Origin of the sequence: Sphingopyxis sp. (assembly GCF_965279755.1) — a bacterium.
Classification (GTDB): Bacteria; Pseudomonadota; Alphaproteobacteria; order Sphingomonadales; family Sphingomonadaceae; genus Sphingopyxis.
Genome location: NZ_OZ257261.1, coordinates 1360530 through 1377783 on the forward strand (window position 1 = coordinate 1360530; position 17254 = coordinate 1377783).

The 17254-nt window shown below is 65.3% G+C and carries 13 protein-coding genes; 8 read left to right on the forward strand and 5 right to left on the reverse strand.

Going from position 1 to position 17254, the window contains the following annotated elements; translation table 11 throughout:
- Positions 1-33: 33 nt before the first annotated feature.
- On the forward strand, positions 34-438 hold the full coding sequence (locus tag ACQY80_RS06695; RefSeq protein ID WP_428684880.1) for a septal ring lytic transglycosylase RlpA family protein: 405 nt from the start codon (positions 34-36) through the stop codon (positions 436-438).
- Between the two features lie 12 nt (positions 439-450).
- Here ACQY80_RS06695 and ACQY80_RS06700 read toward each other — a convergent pair whose 3' ends face one another.
- A complete protein-coding gene (locus ACQY80_RS06700; RefSeq protein ID WP_428684882.1) occupies positions 451-2841 on the reverse strand; it encodes a hypothetical protein in 2391 nt (796 codons plus the stop codon).
- Positions 2842-2913: 72 nt separating this feature from the next.
- Positions 2914-3840, reverse strand: coding sequence for a glutaminase (locus ACQY80_RS06705; protein WP_428684884.1), 927 nt, complete (start codon positions 3838-3840; stop codon positions 2914-2916).
- A 101-nt stretch (positions 3841-3941) separates the two neighbouring features.
- On the opposite strand from ACQY80_RS06705, the gene ACQY80_RS06710 reads away from it, so the two are divergent.
- The 7 genes from ACQY80_RS06710 (at position 3942) to ACQY80_RS06740 (ending at position 12982) form a co-directional block, all read left to right on the forward strand.
- Positions 3942-4412, forward strand: a complete 471-nt coding sequence (locus ACQY80_RS06710; RefSeq protein ID WP_428684886.1) for a VOC family protein — start codon at positions 3942-3944, stop codon at positions 4410-4412.
- Entirely contained in the window at positions 4409-4735 is a 327-nt protein-coding gene (locus tag ACQY80_RS06715; RefSeq protein ID WP_428684888.1) for an ArsR/SmtB family transcription factor, read from the forward strand. The genes ACQY80_RS06710 and ACQY80_RS06715 overlap by 4 nt, the downstream gene beginning before the upstream one ends.
- Complete coding sequence (locus tag ACQY80_RS06720) at positions 4732-5199, forward strand: SRPBCC domain-containing protein (protein WP_428684890.1); 468 nt, start codon at positions 4732-4734, stop codon at positions 5197-5199. The genes ACQY80_RS06715 and ACQY80_RS06720 overlap by 4 nt, the downstream gene beginning before the upstream one ends.
- 543 nt (positions 5200-5742) lie before the next feature.
- A complete protein-coding gene (locus tag ACQY80_RS06725) occupies positions 5743-8148 on the forward strand; it encodes a ligase-associated DNA damage response DEXH box helicase (RefSeq protein WP_428684892.1) in 2406 nt (801 codons plus the stop codon).
- Positions 8149-8211: 63 nt separating this feature from the next.
- Positions 8212-9255 (forward strand): aspartyl protease family protein, encoded by a 1044-nt coding sequence (locus tag ACQY80_RS06730; RefSeq protein ID WP_428684894.1) that lies wholly within the window; start codon positions 8212-8214, stop codon positions 9253-9255.
- Positions 9256-9295: 40 nt separating this feature from the next.
- Positions 9296-10021: a ligase-associated DNA damage response endonuclease PdeM gene (gene pdeM / locus ACQY80_RS06735; RefSeq protein WP_428684896.1), complete on the forward strand. Its 726-nt coding sequence runs from the start codon at positions 9296-9298 to the stop codon at positions 10019-10021.
- Positions 10022-10174: 153 nt separating this feature from the next.
- A complete protein-coding gene (locus ACQY80_RS06740) occupies positions 10175-12982 on the forward strand; it encodes a TonB-dependent receptor (protein WP_428684897.1) in 2808 nt (935 codons plus the stop codon).
- A 102-nt stretch (positions 12983-13084) separates the two neighbouring features.
- On the opposite strand, the gene holA is transcribed toward ACQY80_RS06740, so the two are convergent.
- Genes holA through leuS form a run of 3 tightly spaced genes read right to left on the reverse strand, consistent with a single transcriptional unit; the run spans position 13085 to position 17215 of the window.
- Positions 13085-14116: a DNA polymerase III subunit delta gene (gene holA, locus ACQY80_RS06745; protein WP_428684899.1), complete on the reverse strand. Its 1032-nt coding sequence runs from the start codon at positions 14114-14116 to the stop codon at positions 13085-13087.
- Positions 14113-14664 carry an LPS assembly lipoprotein LptE gene (gene lptE / locus ACQY80_RS06750; protein WP_428684901.1) on the reverse strand — a complete coding sequence of 184 codons (552 nt, stop codon included), beginning with the start codon at positions 14662-14664 and terminating at the stop codon, positions 14113-14115. Before lptE ends, holA begins: the two co-directional genes overlap by 4 nt.
- A 1-nt stretch (position 14665) precedes the next feature.
- Entirely contained in the window at positions 14666-17215 is a 2550-nt protein-coding gene (gene leuS / locus ACQY80_RS06755; protein WP_428684903.1) for a leucine--tRNA ligase, read from the reverse strand.
- Positions 17216-17254: the final 39 nt, after the last annotated feature.

Sequence of the window (17254 nt, forward strand, 5' to 3'; positions counted from 1 at the left end):
CTTTTGGCCCTCCACCGAAAAGGGGAGGATGTCATGCGGGTCTTTTCAGCCCTGTTGATACCGATGCTGCTGACGGTTTCGGCCGCGGCTCAGGATATGCAAGCGACCGACGAACCGGCCGCAGAGGCTCCCGATTTCACCGAAATCGACGGCGGAATGGCAAGCTATTATGGCGACGAACTCGCCGGCAACCGCACCGCGAGCGGCGAACGCTTCGATCCGCGGCAGATGACAGGGGCGCATCGTTCGCTTCCCTTTGGCAGCAAGGTGCGCGTGACCAATGTATCGAACGGCGACAGCGTCGTCGTCCGTATCAACGACCGCGGACCTTTCTCCCGCGGCCGGGTGATCGACATCAGCCACGCCGCCGCCCGCGAAATCGGCATGCACCGCAGCGGCACCGCGCGCGTGAAGCTTGCGCTGCTCAACGACGATTGAGCGACGGTTCGATCAGGTAATCCAGCTACCGATCGTTTCGATCCGCCAGCGATTCTTTTCCAGCCGCAGACGAAAGGTGCCACCGGTCCAGCCCGCCGACCATTCGACATAGCCGCGATCGCGCGCGCGGTTGAAAATGATCTGCGGCATCGTGACCGGATGGAAATCGGGACTTTTGCGCGCAAGCTCCTCCTGGTGCTGGCGCGAATAGACGATGATCGGCCGGTCGCTCTGCAGGCACGCGAAGTCGGCCGGATCGCCGAGCAGGAAGATCGGGCGCGCCGGACCCGCGGTCGCACCGCCCCAGTTGGCCATTCGCTGTCCGATGTCTGCACCGGACATGTCGAGCGGTTCGACGATCGGCGCCGCATGCACGTCGAACAATTTTGCAAGCAGCGCGATTTGCGCGCCCTGCCCGTTGCTCATCGGTGGACAGGCTTCGGCCTTTCGTGCGCCGATCAGCATCGGTGCCGCCGCGCCAGTCCGGTCGAGCAGCAGATGTTGCGCAGCGATGTCGGTGAAGCCATCGCCGTCACTGTCGCGCTCCAGGTCGGCGATCGGCAGGCGAAGATAGAGATCGGCCTGCTTGCGCCGGGTCGCGAGCGCCACCGGCGGATAGGTGATCGACGCCGTGTCGATCAGCGCGACCTCGACCTCGAGGTTGATCGCGCCATCCTCGCCGAGCAGCGGCATGCGCGCCTCGGACGGGACCACGTAAGGAAAGCGGTCGGCAAGGCCGGTATAGAGCGGCGCCTGCCAGTGACGTCCGCCATCGTCCGACAGATGGACCCAATAACCGCCGCCCGACACCTCACCGACCGGATCGAAATTCTGCGACAGGCTGATCGCTGCCGCCCGATTTCCCGCGCGCTCGAAGCGCAGCGGCATGAAATCGTCGGGCAGGGATGCCGCGTCCTTCGGCCAGTCCGATGCCTTTCGCACGCCCGCACGCACCGTGGCGGGGAGCGGCTGCGCGGCGAAGGGCGAGGGATCGGGATCGACGCTCGCCTGTGCGCGGCGCGGCGCGGCGACCTCCTGCCCCGAGCCCTCCGCGATCGTCCGCAACGCCGCGCCATAGGTAACGCGGCGTTCGGCGAAGCCCGGTAAACCCAGCGCGGCAAGCTCGGCGCCGAGCGCGGTCTTCTCCTCCGCGTCATAATGATCGCCCTCGACCTCGGTCGCATAGGCGATCGAGCGCCGGGCATCGGCGCAGATACCCGGAAAGGCGGTGGGGTCGAAGATCCGGCAGATCAGGTCGGGCGGCCCTTCGCCGTCGCCATGGCTCGAAAACCCCGCCTCGGCCAGTGGATAGGGATCCTCGTCCGGATGGTCGAGAAACTGGATCAGCAACATCTGGCTGAGCCAGTCGCGATCCTCTTCGTCGCGGCATGTGGTGGAGGCGCTTTTCTCCGCCGAATAATTCCAGCGGCAGCGGAACGCGCGTTCGGCAGCGACGGGGTCGCCGACCGCGGCGAACAGCGCGACGGCGTCGGCGCGGCGACCAGCAAGCGCATAGGCCGACACGAGATCGAGCATTGTCGCGCGCGCGCCGTCCTCCTTGTCGAACGTCATCTGCACGCCATCGACGGTCGCGGTTGCCGCGCCGATCTCTCCTGCGCGCAGCAAGGCCTTGACCGATTCCGGCTGCGAATCGACCAGCGCGACCGCTGCGTCGCTCTGCCCGGTGTCGAAGAGTTTTCCAGCATAGAGCAGAACGAGCCGCGCCTTCAGCGCATCGCGATCACTTTCGGCGACACGCGAGAGCGCCTCGGGCGAGATCAGCCAGGCATAGAGCGCCAAGGCATCGACCGGCGCGATCACGCCATAATCGGCCGCGCGGATCAGCGGCGGCAGAAAGGGGCTCTCGCCAATACGGGCGGCACGGAGAAAATGCCCGCCACACGGCGCGCTGTTCACGACGAGCCACGCGTCGCGGCGGCGGTCGCTGGCTCCGGCGACCAGCGCGTCGAAATCGGCCGGCTGACAGTCGCCGAGCCGGTCGAGCGCGACGGCGGCCGCTTCGACCACCAGATCGGACCGCGCCTCCGCAACGAGAGCAAGCAGGCGCCGCCGGATCGCGGGCTTCACCGAAGCACTCGCTTCATTCCGGATCGTTTCAAAGGCCATCGCGTCCGACCGAACCCACAAGCCCACCAATTCGGTCATCTGTGCCGCCGAAAGACCGTAACGCGGCGCGAGTGCGGCGATAGCAGCGTCGCGGTTCTTTGCGATCAACGCCTTGCGAACATCCGCATCCCATTGGGTCAGCGGCTGCGGCTCGTAGGTCGAATAGGTGCCGCTCATCAGAAAATTGTCGACCTGGTCTTTCGACAGGCCAAGGCTGGACGGTGCAGCGCCGCCCAGCAGGACCGTCGCCGCCAACGCCATCGCATATCGTTTCATCGCGCGCCCTCCCCCATTTTCGAGCGACGATGTTACAATATCACATGAAAGCTGCAAGCCGGTACCTGCGCTCTAATCGAAAACCGACCAGCCCGCCGCATAAGCGAAATGTTCGAGCGCGATCGCACCGACGAGCGACGTTCCGGCCTCGTTGAGTCCCGGCGACCAGACCGCGATCGAGCCTTGTCCGGGTGCGATGCAGAGGATGCCGCCGCCGACGCCGCTCTTGCCCGGAAGCCCGACGCGGAAGGCGAATTCGCCCGAATTGTCATAATGGCCGCAGAGCATCATGATCGCGTTGATGCGGCGCGCGCGGTGCGGCTCGATCAACTGCTCGCCGGTGAGCGGATCGCGGCCCTCCATCGCAAGAAACAGGCCGGCGCGCGCGAGCTGGCGACAGTTCATCGCGATCGCGCACTGGCGGAAATAGACGCCGACGGCGTCTTCGACCGGGTGCCGCAGATTGTCGAATGCCTGCATGAAATAGCCGAGGCTGCGATTGCGCGCGCCGGTCTGCGATTCGGACGCGGCGACCTCGGGATCGATTGCGACACTGTCGTCACCCGAGCGGGCCCGCAGGAAGTCCAGTATCTCCACGACCGTCGCGTCGCCGTCGCGGCCGTCGATCAGCCGGTCGGTCGTCGCGATCGCGCCAGCATTGATCAGCGGGTTGCGCGGGATACCGCCCTCGCTTTCGAGCTGGACGATCGAGTTGAACGCACTGCCCGACGGCTCGCGCCCGACGCTGTCCCATAGCGTGCTGCCGACGCGCTTCAGCGCCAGTGCCAACGTGAAGACCTTCGATACCGACTGGATCGAAAAGGGAATGTCGGCGTCGCCGGCGGTGTGGACGGTGCCGTCGGGGAGCGCGAGGGCAAAGCCGAAATGGTTCGGATCGACCTTGGCCAGCGCCGGGATATAGTCGGCGACCTTCCCCTGCCCGCGGTGCGGCAGGGCGACTTCATAGGCTTCGGCGACGCAGCGTGCGAGATCGATCATGGCCCATTCCCTAGCAACTTCATTCGCGATTGCATGTATTTTCATTTTTCTAGAAATATTATATAAAGTAGAAATCAAATCACCGACTCGGGAGACAGGACATGGCCGACCATCGCGCGAAGGGGCTTTCGAGCGCCGTCTGTTACAAGGACAGCAAGGCGGCCTTCCGCTGGCTGGAGGAGGCGTTCGGGTTCGAGCCGATTTTCGTGCTGCTCGATGCCGACGGCAATCTTGCCCACAGCGAGATGGAATATGGCGCCTCGACAATCATGATCGGCAATGAATGGTCCAACGACCATCGCAGCCCGGCGAACCTTGGCGGCAAGAACAGCCAGACGGTGCATGTCCAGCTCGGTACGGACGAAGATATCGATGCGCATTGCGAAAAGGCGCGCGCGGCCGGGGCTGACATCATCGCCGGGCCCGAAACCCAATTCTACGGCGACCGCACTTATCGCGCCAAGGATCCCGAGGGGCATATCTGGACCTTCGGCGTCACGGTCGAGACGAAAACGTCGGACGAATGGGACGCCGAGGGCGGCTTCACCACCAAGACGCGGCTCGACGATTGAGCGCCGCGCTCGACCGGATGCTGGGCGCGATCGCCGATCCCAAACGGCGGCGCGCGATCGAGCTGCTGGGCGAGCGGCCGCGCAGCGCGGGCGAGCTTGCCGACGCGCTCGGCCTCGCGCCGCCCGCGATGAGCCGGCACCTGCGCGCGCTGAAGGAAGGCGGGCTGGTCGAGGACGGCCATCCGCATTTCGACGCGCGCATACGCATCTATTCGCTGAAAGACGGCGCGACCGAAGAACTCAAACGCTGGCTCGCCGAGACCGAGGCGCGCTGGACGCATCAGCTCGCGGCGTTCAAGACGCATGTCGAGAAAGGCGAATGAGCGCGGCGGTGATCGTCGCGCTGCGCGTAGCGGCGACCCCGCACGCGACGTTCGCGGCGTTCACCGACGGGATCGGGTGCTGGTGGAAAAGCCATCCGCTGTTCCCGTTGTCGCCAAAGGGCGACGGCGTGCTGCGGTTCGACCCTTCAGGCCCCGGCGGGCGGCTGGTCACCCGCTTCGACGACGGCGAGGAGTGGGAGATCGGACCTGTGCACCACTGGTTGCCCGGCCAGCGGCTCGCCTTTGGCTGGCGGCTGCCGAGCTTCGCGCCCGAACAGGCGACCGAGGTCGATGTGCGATTCGAGCCGGTCGGCGCCGAAACGCGCGTGACGGTCGAGCATCGCGGCTGGGATGCGATCCCGCAGAATCATGTCGCACGCCACGGGTTCGAGCTGATGCTGTTCCAGCGGCGGCTGGGCGAACATTGGCGCAGCCTTCTGAAGCAGATGAACCAGACGCTCTAGCAGGATGTCGGTTTTGGGGTGGGAAGCTGACACCCGAATGGGTATAGTGTTGCAATGGCGATTAGCGCTACGAAGAACAGGTTGGGCGGCCGACTAGCTGCATGTCAGGCGGCTGGAACGGTTGCCGGGCTTTCGATCGCATCGTTTGTTGGATCCGTCTTATCGCCATCAACGCCACCTTACACAGGATCCTATAGCCGGGATTTTATAACGATTCTCTTAGCCGCTTTCGTAATTGGTATTCCCTTTTACGCCGCCGCTGTTCTGGTCCTACATACGTTCACGAAAAGCATCTTGGCTCATCCGTTCGTCTGGTGCGTCACCTCACCAGCAATTGTTCTTGCCGCCACCGTGGCGGCCTTTCCGCCGATCCATCATCAAGGCATCTATTGGGTCACGATAATTCCATTTTGCGGGTTGTTGACCGGTATCTTTTTCGTTTGGCGGCAGGTTAAAATGCCGCTGGTCTATGTCCGTTAGCGGTCGCTAGCCGACGATCAAGAAAACATTGCACGCGCCCCTCCCCAGCCCCACGTTCCACTTATGTCCCTCCCCGCCACCTTCTCCGACTGGTTCGCCGCGCGCGGGTGGCGGCTGCGGCGGCATCAGGCCGAGATGCTCGCGGCGGGCGAGTGCGGCGAGAGTGCGCTGCTCGTCGCGGCGACGGGCGCGGGCAAGACATTGTCGGGGTTCCTGCCGAGCCTCGTCGACCTTGCGGCCAATCCGTCGGACCGACTGCACACGCTCTATGTGTCGCCGTTGAAGGCGCTCGCCGCCGACGTCGAGCGCAATCTTCTGGGGCCGATCGCCGACATGAATCTCGACATCAGCGTCGAGAGCCGCAGCGGCGATACCTCGTCGGACAAGAAGGCGCGGCAGCGGAGCCGGCCGCCGAACATATTGCTGACGACGCCCGAATCGCTGTCGCTGCTGCTCTCCTATCCCGACAGCTTCACGATGTTTGCCGACCTGAAGACGGTGGTGATCGACGAGATCCATGCCTTTGCGCCGGGCAAGCGCGGCGATTTGCTGAGCCTTGCGCTGGCGCGGCTTCAGCAGATTGCGCCCGGCCTCCGCCGCGTAGGCCTGTCGGCGACGATTGCCGATCCCGACCAGTATCGCGGCTGGCTGGCGCCCGATGCCGATGCGGGCAAGGTCACGCTCGTCGAGGGCGAGGCGGGGGCCGATCCCGATATCGATATCTTGCTGCCCGAGGGCGCGGTGCCGTGGGCCGGGCATTCGGGGCGCTGGGCGGTGCATCAGGTGATGGAGGTCGTCGCAGCGAACCGCACGACGATCATCTTCTGCAACACCCGCGGCCTCGCCGAGCTGATCTTTCAGGAGCTGTGGAAGGTCAACGACCTCAGCCTGCCGATCGCGATCCACCACGGCAGCCTCGACCGCGAGGCCCGCCAGCGCGCCGAGCAGGCGATGGCCGAAGGGCGCCTCCGCGCGCTCGTCGCGACGTCGAGCCTCGATCTCGGGCTCGACTGGGGCGATGTCGATTGCGTCATCCAGATGGGCGCCCCCAAGGGATCGTCGCGGCTGCTCCAGCGGATCGGACGCGCCAATCACCGGCTCGACGAGGCGAGCAGGGCACTGATCGTGCCGGGGAACCGCTTCGAATATCTGGAAGCACGCGCCGCGCTCGACGCGGTCGAGGCGGGCGAGCGCGATGCCGACCGCTTCCGCCCCGGCGCGCTCGACGTGCTCGCGCAGCATGTGATGGCGCTCGCCTGTGCCGCGCCGTTCAGGGAAGACGCGCTGCTTGCCGAGATCCGGTCGGCCGCACCCTATCAGTGGATCGATGCCGGAACCTTTACCCGGCTGCTCGGCTTCGTCCGCGACGGCGGCTATGCGCTCAAAAGCTATGACCGTTTCCGCCGCCTTGCGCCCGACGGGCAGGGCGGCTGGCGGATCGCGCACCCGAAACTCGCGGCGCAGCACCGGCTGAACGCGGGGATCATCGTCGACGCACCGACGCTCGACGTGCGCTTCAAAAACGGGCGGCGGCTCGGCACCGTCGAGGAATATTTCGCGAGCACGCTGGTCACCGGCGACACCTTCGCCTTTGCGGGGCTCAGCCTCGAGGTCGAGTCGATCCGCGACACCGACCTGATCGTCCGCGCGACGACTCGGCCCGCGCGTATCCCGAGCTATGTCGGCGCGCGCATGGCGCTGTCGACCCGGCTCGCCGAGCGGGTGCGCGGCTTCCTCGCCGACCCGTCGAGCTGGCAGCGCTTTCCCGAAGATGTCCGCTTCTGGCTGGAGATGCAGCAGATCCGCTCGGTGCTGCCCCGTCCCGGCGAGCTGCTCGTCGAGACCTTCCCGCACGAGGGTCATCATTATATGATCTGCTATCCGTTCGAGGGATGGAATGCACACCAGTCGCTCGGCATGCTGGTCACCAAACGGATGGAGCGCGCGGGACTGCAGCCGCTGGGTTTCGCCGCGTCGGACTATGCGCTGGCGATCTGGTCGCTGCGCCCGGTCGAGCATCCCGCGAACCTGTTCGATGCCGAAATCCTGTCCGAGGAATTCGTCGAATGGGTCGAAAGCTCGCACCTTTTGAAACGCGCGTTCCGCGAGGTTGCGGTGATTGGCGGGCTGATCGAGCGCCAGCATCCGGGCAAGCGCAAGACGGGCAAGCAGGTGACCTTCTCGACCGACCTGATCTTCGACGTGCTCAGAAAATATGAGCCCGACCATCTGCTGCTCGAGGCGGCCTGGGCCGATGCGCGCGAGCGGCTGACCGATGTCGCGCGGCTCGGCGACCTGCTCGACCGCGCGGCGGGTACGATGCTGCACAAGAGACTCGACCGCGTCAGCCCGCTCGCGATCCCTGCGCTGGTGCTGATCGGGCGCGAGAATGTCGCCGCGTCGGACCTCGACGACGCGTTGCTCGGCGAGCTGGCCGATGCGCTGGCGGCGGAGGCGATGCATCCCTGACGCTGCTTGCTGTGTCACGCGATGAGGCGTAGACTGACGGCAAATATAAAGGGGATGCCGGCGATGATCGAAGCCACTCAGCCATCCGTTCGATGGGCGCTGCCGCTGCTCGCGCCCCTGCTGCTCGGCGCGACGCCGCCCACCGCAACACCACCCCCTGCTGCGCCCGTTCCAGCAACTCCGTCCGGCGAGATGACCGTCGATCCGGTCACCGGCGCGATCGTTCCGGTCATCCAGCCCTTTGACCTCGATGCGACGCGGCGGATGTCGGTGCAGGTGACGGTCGGCGGCAAGGGTCCTTTTTCCTTCCTTGTCGATACCGGTGCCGAACGCACGGTGATCGCGCGCGAACTCGCCGAGCGGCTGAAGCTGGCGCCTGGCGAAAAGCTGCGGCTGGCGACGATCGGCAGCGCGCTGACGGTGCCGAGCTTTCAGGTCGCGGCGCTGCAGATGACCAATCTCAGCCTCAATGGCTTCGACGCGCCGGCCTTCGACGGCCGGCACATCGGTGCCGCGGGGCTGATCGGGGTCGATATGCTCGAGAACCGCCGCGTCCTGATCGATTTCCGCAAGCAGAGCATGTCGATCGTCGAGATGGGCAAGCGTTCGCGTCCGATCATCCGCGATGACGATGCGATCGTCGTCACTGCGAAGCGGCTCGGCGGACGGCTGATCCTTTCGGATGCGACGCTCGACGGCAAACGCATCGACGTGATCGTCGATACCGGCGCGCAGACGAGCGTCGGCAACCGGCTGCTCCAAAAGCTGGTTGCCGGCCGGCGACTCAATCGCACGGCCTTCACCCCCACGACGCTGGAAGCGGTGACCGGCGAAGCCGTCCCTGCGACGCACACCATCATAAAGCGGATGATGATCCACGGCATGGACGTCAACGATCTGCGGGTCAGTTTTGCCGACGCACAGGCGTTCCGCGCGCTGGGGCTCGACGACCGGCCGGCGCTGTTGCTCGGCATGGATTGCCTGTCGCTGTTCGACCGGGTCGAGATCGATTTCGCCAACCGCCGCGTCGTCTTCGACCTGCCTAGCGCTGCGAACAGCGGCACGCGGTTTCGCTTCGCCGCAAACGAGTCGATGCGCGGCAGCTAGAGTGCTTGCGACGCTGAAGGCGGCTTGCCATAGCGGCCGCATGTCCGGCCCGGTGACTTTCGATTTCGCGGGCGAGCGTTTTCACATGCTCGCCGATCGCGCGCTGTTCTGGCCGGCGCGGGACGCGCTGATCGTCGCCGACCTGCATCTGGAAAAGGCGAGCTGGTATGCGGCGCACGGCCAGCCGCTGCCGCCCTATGACAGCCAGGATACGCTCGATCGCCTGGCGCAGCTCGCGGCGGCGACGGGGGCCAGCGCGATCTGGTGTCTTGGTGACAGTTTCCACGACCGCGCCGCCGCCGAACGGATCGCCCCCGCAATCGCCGCGCGCCTCGCGGGGCAGGCCGCCGCGACGCGGATCATATGGATCGCGGGCAATCACGACGGACTGACCGCGGGGGCGTGGGGCGGCGAGGTCGTCGATGAAATGATCGCGGGCGGCATCGTCTTTCGTCACCAGAGCCTCGCGCACGAAACGCGGCCCGAGATCTCGGGGCATTTCCACCCCAAATTGCGCCTCAACATACGTGGGCGGACTATGTCGCGGCCCTGTTTCGCAGGCGATGGACAGCGGCTGATTCTGCCCGCCTTTGGCAGCTTCACCGGCGGCCTCGACGTCGAAGATCCTGCAATCGCCGTGAATTTTTCCGGCCCCTATCGCGCGATGCTGGCCGCGCGCGGCCGGCTGCTGTCGATACCCTGTGCCGTGGAAGCGGACGATGACGCTACGGCAAGCCGGACCGCCGTCGGGGCGCGGCGCCGGTAGCCGCCGCGCAGATGCTCGCCCGCCTGTGACCAAAAAGCATCACCTTTTCAGAAACGACGCAAAAGCAGGGCTGACGCTGGAAGCCTCGCAATGTTTTTGGTTATGTTCGCTCCGCAACGAAAAAAACCAAAAGTTGTGAGAGGAGTGCCCACCATGAAATCTTCCCTTCTAGCCGCGCGTCTTTTGCGTACGAGTGCGCTTGGCGTCTCGCTCGCCGTGACGATGATATCGATACCTGCCTTCGCCCAGGACGCAGCCGACACCACCACTGCCGACGACACCGCCAACAACGAGATCGTCGTTACCGCGCAGGGCCGTTCGCAGCGGCTTGCCGACGTCCCCGTCGCGATCTCGGCCGTCAGCGCCGAAACGCTGCAGAACAGCGGCGCGAACGACATCCGCCAGCTCAATCAGGTCGCCCCGTCGCTGCTCGTGTCGTCGACCGGCTCGGAAGCGAACGGTTCGGCGCGTATTCGCGGCATCGGCACGGTCGGCGACAACCCCGGCCTCGAAAGCTCGGTCCCGGTCTTCATCGACGGCGTCTATCGCTCGCGTTCGGGCATCGGCCTCAACGAACTCGGCGAAATCGACCGCATCGAAGTCCAGCGCGGCCCGCAGGGCACGCTCGGCGGCCGCAACTCGTCGGCAGGCCTGATCAGCATCTATTCGAAAAAGCCGAGCTTCGAGTTCGGCGCCACGGGTGAGGTCACCTATGGCAATTACGATTATTGGCGCCTCGGCGGCAGCGTCACCGGGCCGATCACCGATACGCTCGCCGCGCGCCTCGACGGCGTGTGGGTGAAGCGCGACGGCTTCCTGCGCGACACGACCAATGGCCGCGACATCAACAACCGCGACCGCTATTTCCTGCGCGGCCAGCTGCTGTTTGAACCGACTGATGCGCTGTCAGTCCGCCTGATCGCCGACTATACGTCTCGCGATGAAGAATGCTGCGGTGCCACCTATGTCAGCGCGGCGGTCAATCCCTATATCGGTAACCTCAACAATCCGAGCACGGCGGGCGTCGCGTCGACCCCGACGACGAACAACATCATCAATGTGCTGCGCGACCTCGGCCAGCCGATCGGCGCGTTCAATCAGGGTTACAGTCGCAATATCTCGGTCAGCCCGGGCCGCAGCTATGCCGGCAAGACCAAGGATTACGGCTTCTCGGGCCAGATCGATTATGATTTCGGCGGCGCGAAGCTGACCTCCATCACCGCGTATCGCGAATATCGGTCGGGACAGGCGGGCGACGTCGATTATGGCACGGTCGATATTCTCTATCGCGCGCCGAGCGACGACAGCTATCGTCAGTTCCACACCTTCACGCAGGAACTGCGCCTGCAGGGCGAGGCCTTCGACGGCAAGCTCGACTGGCTGGTCGGCGGCTTCTACGCCAATGAAAAGCTGACGGTTCGCGACAATCTGCGCTTCGGTACACAATATGGCCGGTTCGCGGCTTGCCGCCTGATTTCGGGCAGCGCCCTCGCCGCTCTCTATTCGCCGAACAATCCGTCGTGCATCATCCCGGGTGTCGGGCAAGCGGCGATCAATGGCGCCTTCGGCGCCCTCGGCCCGGCAGTGCTCGCGAACCTCGCGACCCTCGACGGGATCAGCGACAAGGGCAGCATCGACGACCAGTATCGCCAGAACGGCAAGAACTGGGCGCTGTTCACGCACAACATCTTCCACGTCACCGACAAGCTCGATTTCACCTTCGGCGTCCGGTATACCAACGACAAGAAGAAGTTCGGCGCGACCTTCACCAACGATAACGTCGCCTGCCCGAGCATCCAGACCCAGCTCGTTCCGCTGCTCAGCAATCCGGCGGTCCCCGCCTCGGCAAAGCAGGTTTTCGGCGGCCTGATCGGTCTCGCCTGTCAGGGCAACTCGACCGCCGAACTCAACAATGTCTCGATCAGCGACAGTCGCAGCGAAGACGAGTTCACCGGCACGGCCATCCTGTCGTACAAGCCGATCGACGATCTGATGCTCTATGCTAGCTATTCGCGTGGCTACAAGGCAGGCGGGTTCAACCTCGACCGTTCGGCGCTCAAGGCTCCGACCCTGCCGTTCTCGGCAACGCCCGGCGGCGCACAGGGTCTTGTCGGCAATCTCCAGTTTGATCCGGAAACCGTCAACAGCTACGAACTGGGCGCCAAATATGCGACCGGTCCGTTCAGCGCCGGTCTGACCTTCTTCCGGTCGGACTTCAGCAGCTTCCAGCTGAACACCTTCAACGGAACCGTGTTCCTGGTGCAGAACGTCAACGGCTGCTCGAGCAGCCTGGGTGGTGGCGACCGCGATCAGAGCAAGTTCACGGGCGCGCCGAACTATAATGCTGCGGCCGCAACGACGGGCGCCTGCCCGACCGACGACGTCAGCTATGGCGTGCGCACGCAGGGTTTCGAACTTGAAGCCTCGCTGGTTCCGGCCCGCAGCTTCCGCATGACCGCGGGTCTGACCTATGCCCGGACCAAGTATCGGAGCAATCTGGTGGGTAATGATTCGGGCGCTCCGCTCGATCAGGCGCTCCGTTTGCTGCCGGGCAACAATCTGTCGAACGCGCCCGAACTGGTCGCGACCGGCAGCGTCGCCTGGACGCCCGATATCGGCAGCAGCGGCCTGACCGGCCTCGTCTATATCGATGGCCGCATGACCAGCGATTACAACACCGGGTCGGACCTGTTCCCGCAGAAGGCACAGGACGGCTACGCACTGTTCAACGCGCGTATCGGCATTCGCGGTCCCGACGAGAAGTGGGGCATCGAATTCTGGGGCCAGAATATCTTCAACAAGCAATATGCCCAGGTCGCCTTCAACTCGCCCTTCCAGGAAGGCGCGACGTCGACGACCACGGCATTCGCCGACCCGCAGTTCCCGGGCGGCCGCCAGATCTTCTCGCAGTTCCTTGCCGAACCGCGGACCTATGGCGTGACGCTGCGCGGCAAGTTCTGATCGCGTAGTTTACGGTAAAGGGACCGCCCGCTCGCTTCCGTGAGCGGGCGGTTTCTTTTTTGCCCTTAGCGACAAGTGGCGGGCCAGCCCGCGCGTTACCGATCAGCGCGCGCGCGCTGCCTGATGCGCGATGTCGGTCATCAGCTTGCGGAACAGCACCGCGCCTGCTGTGCCCGACGATTTGAGCGACCGTTCGCAATCGAGCAGCCGCGTCATCAACCGCGCGACACGCACCGAATCCCAGACGTGAAGCTGCGCCGTCACCGCGTCGCGTTCCTTCCAGAAAACGCCGCTGCTCTTCGCCGCGACCACGGTCGCGGGGTGGGCGCCAGCATCAACCTCGTCGCGCAGCCGCGCGAGCTGCATCGCACGGATGGCGAGCGCGCGGATGATGCGGATTTCGGCAACCCCGACCGCCGCCGCCTGCGCGAGCATCGCGGGCAGTTCGCGCACCTTGCCGCCGAGCGCGACATTGATGCATTCGCTGACATCCTCTTCGTGCGTCGCGGCGCCGAGCGCGGCGATATCGGCCGCCGTCACCTGCCGTTGCCGGTCGGTCGCCGCATCAAGATAGAGCGCGATCTTCTCGATCTCGCGGCGCATCAGCGCCTGATCGCCCGAGACGAGATCGACGAGCAATTGCGCTTCGGAATTGGCAAGCCGCAGCCCCTGTTCCTGCGCCGCCCCCATCGCGATGCCGACAAGCGCGCGGCGGTCGGGCTGGTAACAGATGGCCGCGACGGCATGATCCGCCCCCTCGACCAGTTTCACGAGTTTCGACTTCGCGGTGATCGACGCCCCGGTCGCAACCACCGGATTGATCGCGGTATCGGCCGCGATCAAAGCCTCGACCGCCGCCAGACTGTCATCACCGCTGCCCGAGATTTCGAGACGGATCACGCGCGAGGGCGAAAAGAGCGACATCGACGCGGCTTCGGCCGCAAGCAGCGAGGGATCCTGCGAAAGCTGTAAGCCGGTCAGGTCGAGCCGTTCGGCGTCCTTGCCCGCAAGGCCGATCAGATGCGCAGCGACGGCTTCCATCGTCGCTTCGTCGGGGCCGGTCAGAAGGATGAAACGGACCGCAGGGTCGAGGCGCGTCTGGCGTTCGAGGTCGGCGGGTTTGAGGCTCTTCATTGCCCGGCGGGGGCGGGCGCCGCCGGTGTGTCGGCCGACTGGCCGCCGCCGCGATGCGCGAAGACCGCGATGCGTGCGACGATCTGGTCGGCGACCCCCGAGGCCAGCCGTTCGAGCGAGGTCGATTCGGCGGCGATCGTCGCATATTCGCTGCCGACGACGTCGATTCCGGCGTCCTGCGCGGCGGTCGCGTCGAGCAGCACCTCGCCCGAGGCCGAATCGACGAGTTGGTAGCGCGCGCGCAGCATGCGCCGTTCGCGCGTCACCGCATCGTCCGAACGGACGCCGAAGCCGGTAATCGAATCCTCGAGCCGCACATCGAGCCGCAGCCGCTTGCCGGCCTCACGCCCTTCGCGGGTGGCCTGCAACCGGTCGCGCAGCGCATTGCGGACGAGCCAGCCCGAATGTCCTTCGATCGGCGCGACATCGACATCAGCAAGAACCTGCGCAACCGCCCCCTTGTCGCCGTTCGCGTAGAGCGGCCTGAGCCCGCAACCGCCGAGCATCAGCGAGGCGGCAACGAGCGAGGAGGTCAGAAGAGCGCGCATATCAGGGAACGATATTCACCAGCCGGCCCGGAACCACAATCACCTTTTTGGGCGCCGCGCCGCCGAGCAGCTCGACGATGCGCGGACGCGCCAGCGCCGCGGCTTCGGTGGCATCCTTGTCGAGGTCTTTCGCGATCGTCATCGTATCGCGCAGCTTGCCAGCAACCTGGATCGCGATCGTCACCTCGTCTTCGACGAGCAGTGCCGGATCGGCGGCAGGCCACGCGGCATCGGCGATCATCGCCGTCGTGCGCTGGCTGGCCGGCAGTGCTGCCCACGCCTCTTCGGCAAGATGCGGCAGCATCGGCGCGACGAGCAGGATCAGCGTCCGGCACGCCTCTGCACGCGTGGCCGAGGGCTTTGCCTTTTCGATCTCGTTCGCAAGCGCGTGGATTTTCGCCACCGCCTTGTTGAACCCCAAGGCCTCGACATCGGCGGCGACGCCGGCGATTGTCTGGTGCAGCTTGCGGGCCAGCGCCTTGTCCTCGGCGCCATCGCCGGCATTTTCGGTGTCGCCGAACAGACGCCACAGCCGCTGGACGAAACGCCACGCGCCCTCGATCCCCGCCTCGCTCCATGGCAGGTCGCGCTCGGGCGGGCTGTCGGAGAGCATGAACCAGCGAGCCGCGTCGGCGCCATACTGGTCGAGGATGGCGTCGGGATCGACGACATTCTTCTTCGACTTCGACATCTTGATCACGCGGCCGACATCGACCGGCGCGCCATCGGATTCGAGCGTCGCACCGTCCGCCGAACGGAGGATCTCGGTCGGCGTGAAGAAGAGCGGCGGCAGGCCTTCGCCCTGCGGCCGGCTGTACGTCTCGTGCGTCACCATGCCCTGCGTGAACAGGCTGGCGAAAGGCTCCTTGATGTCGATCATCCCGAGCTTCGCGAGCGCGCGCGTCCAGAAGCGCGCATAGAGCAGGTGCAGGATCGCATGCTCGATCCCGCCGATATACTGATCGACAGGCAGCCAGCGGCGGATCACCTCGGGATCGAAAGGCTTGTCGGCCGGCGAGCTGGCAAAGCGCAGGAAATACCACGACGAATCGACGAAGGTGTCGAGCGTGTCGGTTTCGCGCACTGCCTCGCCGCCGCACGACGGGCATTGGACATGCTTCCACGTCGGATGGCGGTCGAGCGGATTGCCGGGGACCGAGAAATCGGCATCCTCGGGCAGCACGACCGGAAGCTGGCTCTTGGGAACCGGCACCATTCCGCACGACGGGCAATGGATGAAGGGGATCGGCGTGCCCCAATAGCGCTGGCGCGAGACGCCCCAGTCGCGCAGGCGCCACACGGTCGTGCCCTTGCCCCAGCCCTCATGCTCCGCGCGCGCAATGATCGCGGCCTTGGCTTCGTCGATGGTCATGCCGTCGAGGAAGTGACTGTTCACCAGCTTGCCGGGGCCGGTATAGGCCTCGTCGCCGGTGAAATGCTGCGCGGTCTCTTCGCCGTCGGCGATCACCCGGTGGACGGGCAGCTCATATTTCCGCGCGAAGTCGAGGTCGCGCTGGTCGTGCGCCGGGCAGCCGAAGATCGCGCCGGTGCCATAGTCCATCAACACATAGTTCACGACCCAGACCGGCAGGTGCAGCGCGGGGTCGAGCGGATGTTCGACCGACAGGCCGGTGTCGAAGCCCAGCTTCTCGGCGGTGTCGATCTGTTCGGCGGCGGTGCCTTGGCGGCGGCATAGCTCGATGAACGCCGCGAGTTCGGGCGAATCCTTCGCCAGCCTCTCGGCGAGCGGATGGTCGGGCGAGATCGCCGCGAAGCTCGCGCCATAGAGCGTGTCGGGGCGCGTCGTGAAGACGTCGAAGCCGACCGCGCCGCCGGCCATTTTGAACGAGAATTCGAGCCCCTGCGACTTGCCGATCCAGTTTTCCTGCATCAGCCGGACCTTGTCGGGCCATTTGTCGAGGCTTTCGAGCCCCTCGAGCAATTCCTCGGCAAAATCGGTGATCTTCAGGAACCACTGCGACAATTTCTTCTTTTCGACGAGCGCGCCCGAGCGCCAGCCGCGACCGTCGATCACCTGCTCGTTCGCGAGCACGGTCATATCGACGGGATCCCAGTTGACGTAGCTTTCCTTGCGCGCGACGAGGCCGTGCGCAAACAGATCGAGGAACAGCGACTGTTCCTGGCCATAATAGTCTGGCTCGCACGTCGCGAGCTCGCGGCTCCAGTCGATCGCAAGGCCGAGCCGCTTCAACTGACCGCGCATCGAGGCGATATTGTCGCGCGTCCAGCCGCCCGGGTGGACGCCCTTTTCCATCGCGGCATTTTCCGCCGGCATACCGAAGGCGTCCCAGCCCATCGGGTGGAGCACGTCATGGCCGGTCATCCGCTTGAAGCGTGCAAGCACGTCGCCCATCGCATAGTTGCGGACATGGCCCATGTGGATGCGCCCCGAGGGATAAGGGAACATCTCGAGGATATAGGCTTTGGGCTTGTCGCCCGATTCGTTGGTGGCAAAGCTGTTCGCGGCGTCCCACGCGGCCTGCCAGCGGGCATCGGCTGCGAGGGCGCCAAAGCGCGTTTCGCGGGTCATTCTTCACTTACCCCGTTGATGTCTGTCGGCGCGGCGGCG

Bases quoted from the DNA above. Each gene is read 5' to 3' on its own strand.
- ACQY80_RS06740 (WP_428684897.1), top strand. From the start codon at position 10,175: ATGAAATCTTCCCTTCTAGCCGCGCGTCTTTTGCGTACGAGTGCGCTT.
- ACQY80_RS06700 (WP_428684882.1), bottom strand. From the start codon at position 2,841: ATGAAACGATATGCGATGGCGTTGGCGGCGACGGTCCTGCTGGGCGGC.
- ACQY80_RS06705 (WP_428684884.1), bottom strand. From the start codon at position 3,840: ATGATCGATCTCGCACGCTGCGTCGCCGAAGCCTATGAAGTCGCCCTG.
- leuS (WP_428684903.1), bottom strand. From the start codon at position 17,215: ATGACCCGCGAAACGCGCTTTGGCGCCCTCGCAGCCGATGCCCGCTGG.
- lptE (WP_428684901.1), bottom strand. From the start codon at position 14,664: ATGCGCGCTCTTCTGACCTCCTCGCTCGTTGCCGCCTCGCTGATGCTC.
- pdeM (WP_428684896.1), top strand. From the start codon at position 9,296: ATGTCCGGCCCGGTGACTTTCGATTTCGCGGGCGAGCGTTTTCACATG.
- ACQY80_RS06695 (WP_428684880.1), top strand. From the start codon at position 34: ATGCGGGTCTTTTCAGCCCTGTTGATACCGATGCTGCTGACGGTTTCG.
- ACQY80_RS06730 (WP_428684894.1), top strand. From the start codon at position 8,212: ATGATCGAAGCCACTCAGCCATCCGTTCGATGGGCGCTGCCGCTGCTC.
- ACQY80_RS06710 (WP_428684886.1), top strand. From the start codon at position 3,942: ATGGCCGACCATCGCGCGAAGGGGCTTTCGAGCGCCGTCTGTTACAAG.
- holA (WP_428684899.1), bottom strand. From the start codon at position 14,116: ATGAAGAGCCTCAAACCCGCCGACCTCGAACGCCAGACGCGCCTCGAC.
- ACQY80_RS06725 (WP_428684892.1), top strand. From the start codon at position 5,743: ATGTCCCTCCCCGCCACCTTCTCCGACTGGTTCGCCGCGCGCGGGTGG.
- ACQY80_RS06720 (WP_428684890.1), top strand. From the start codon at position 4,732: ATGAGCGCGGCGGTGATCGTCGCGCTGCGCGTAGCGGCGACCCCGCAC.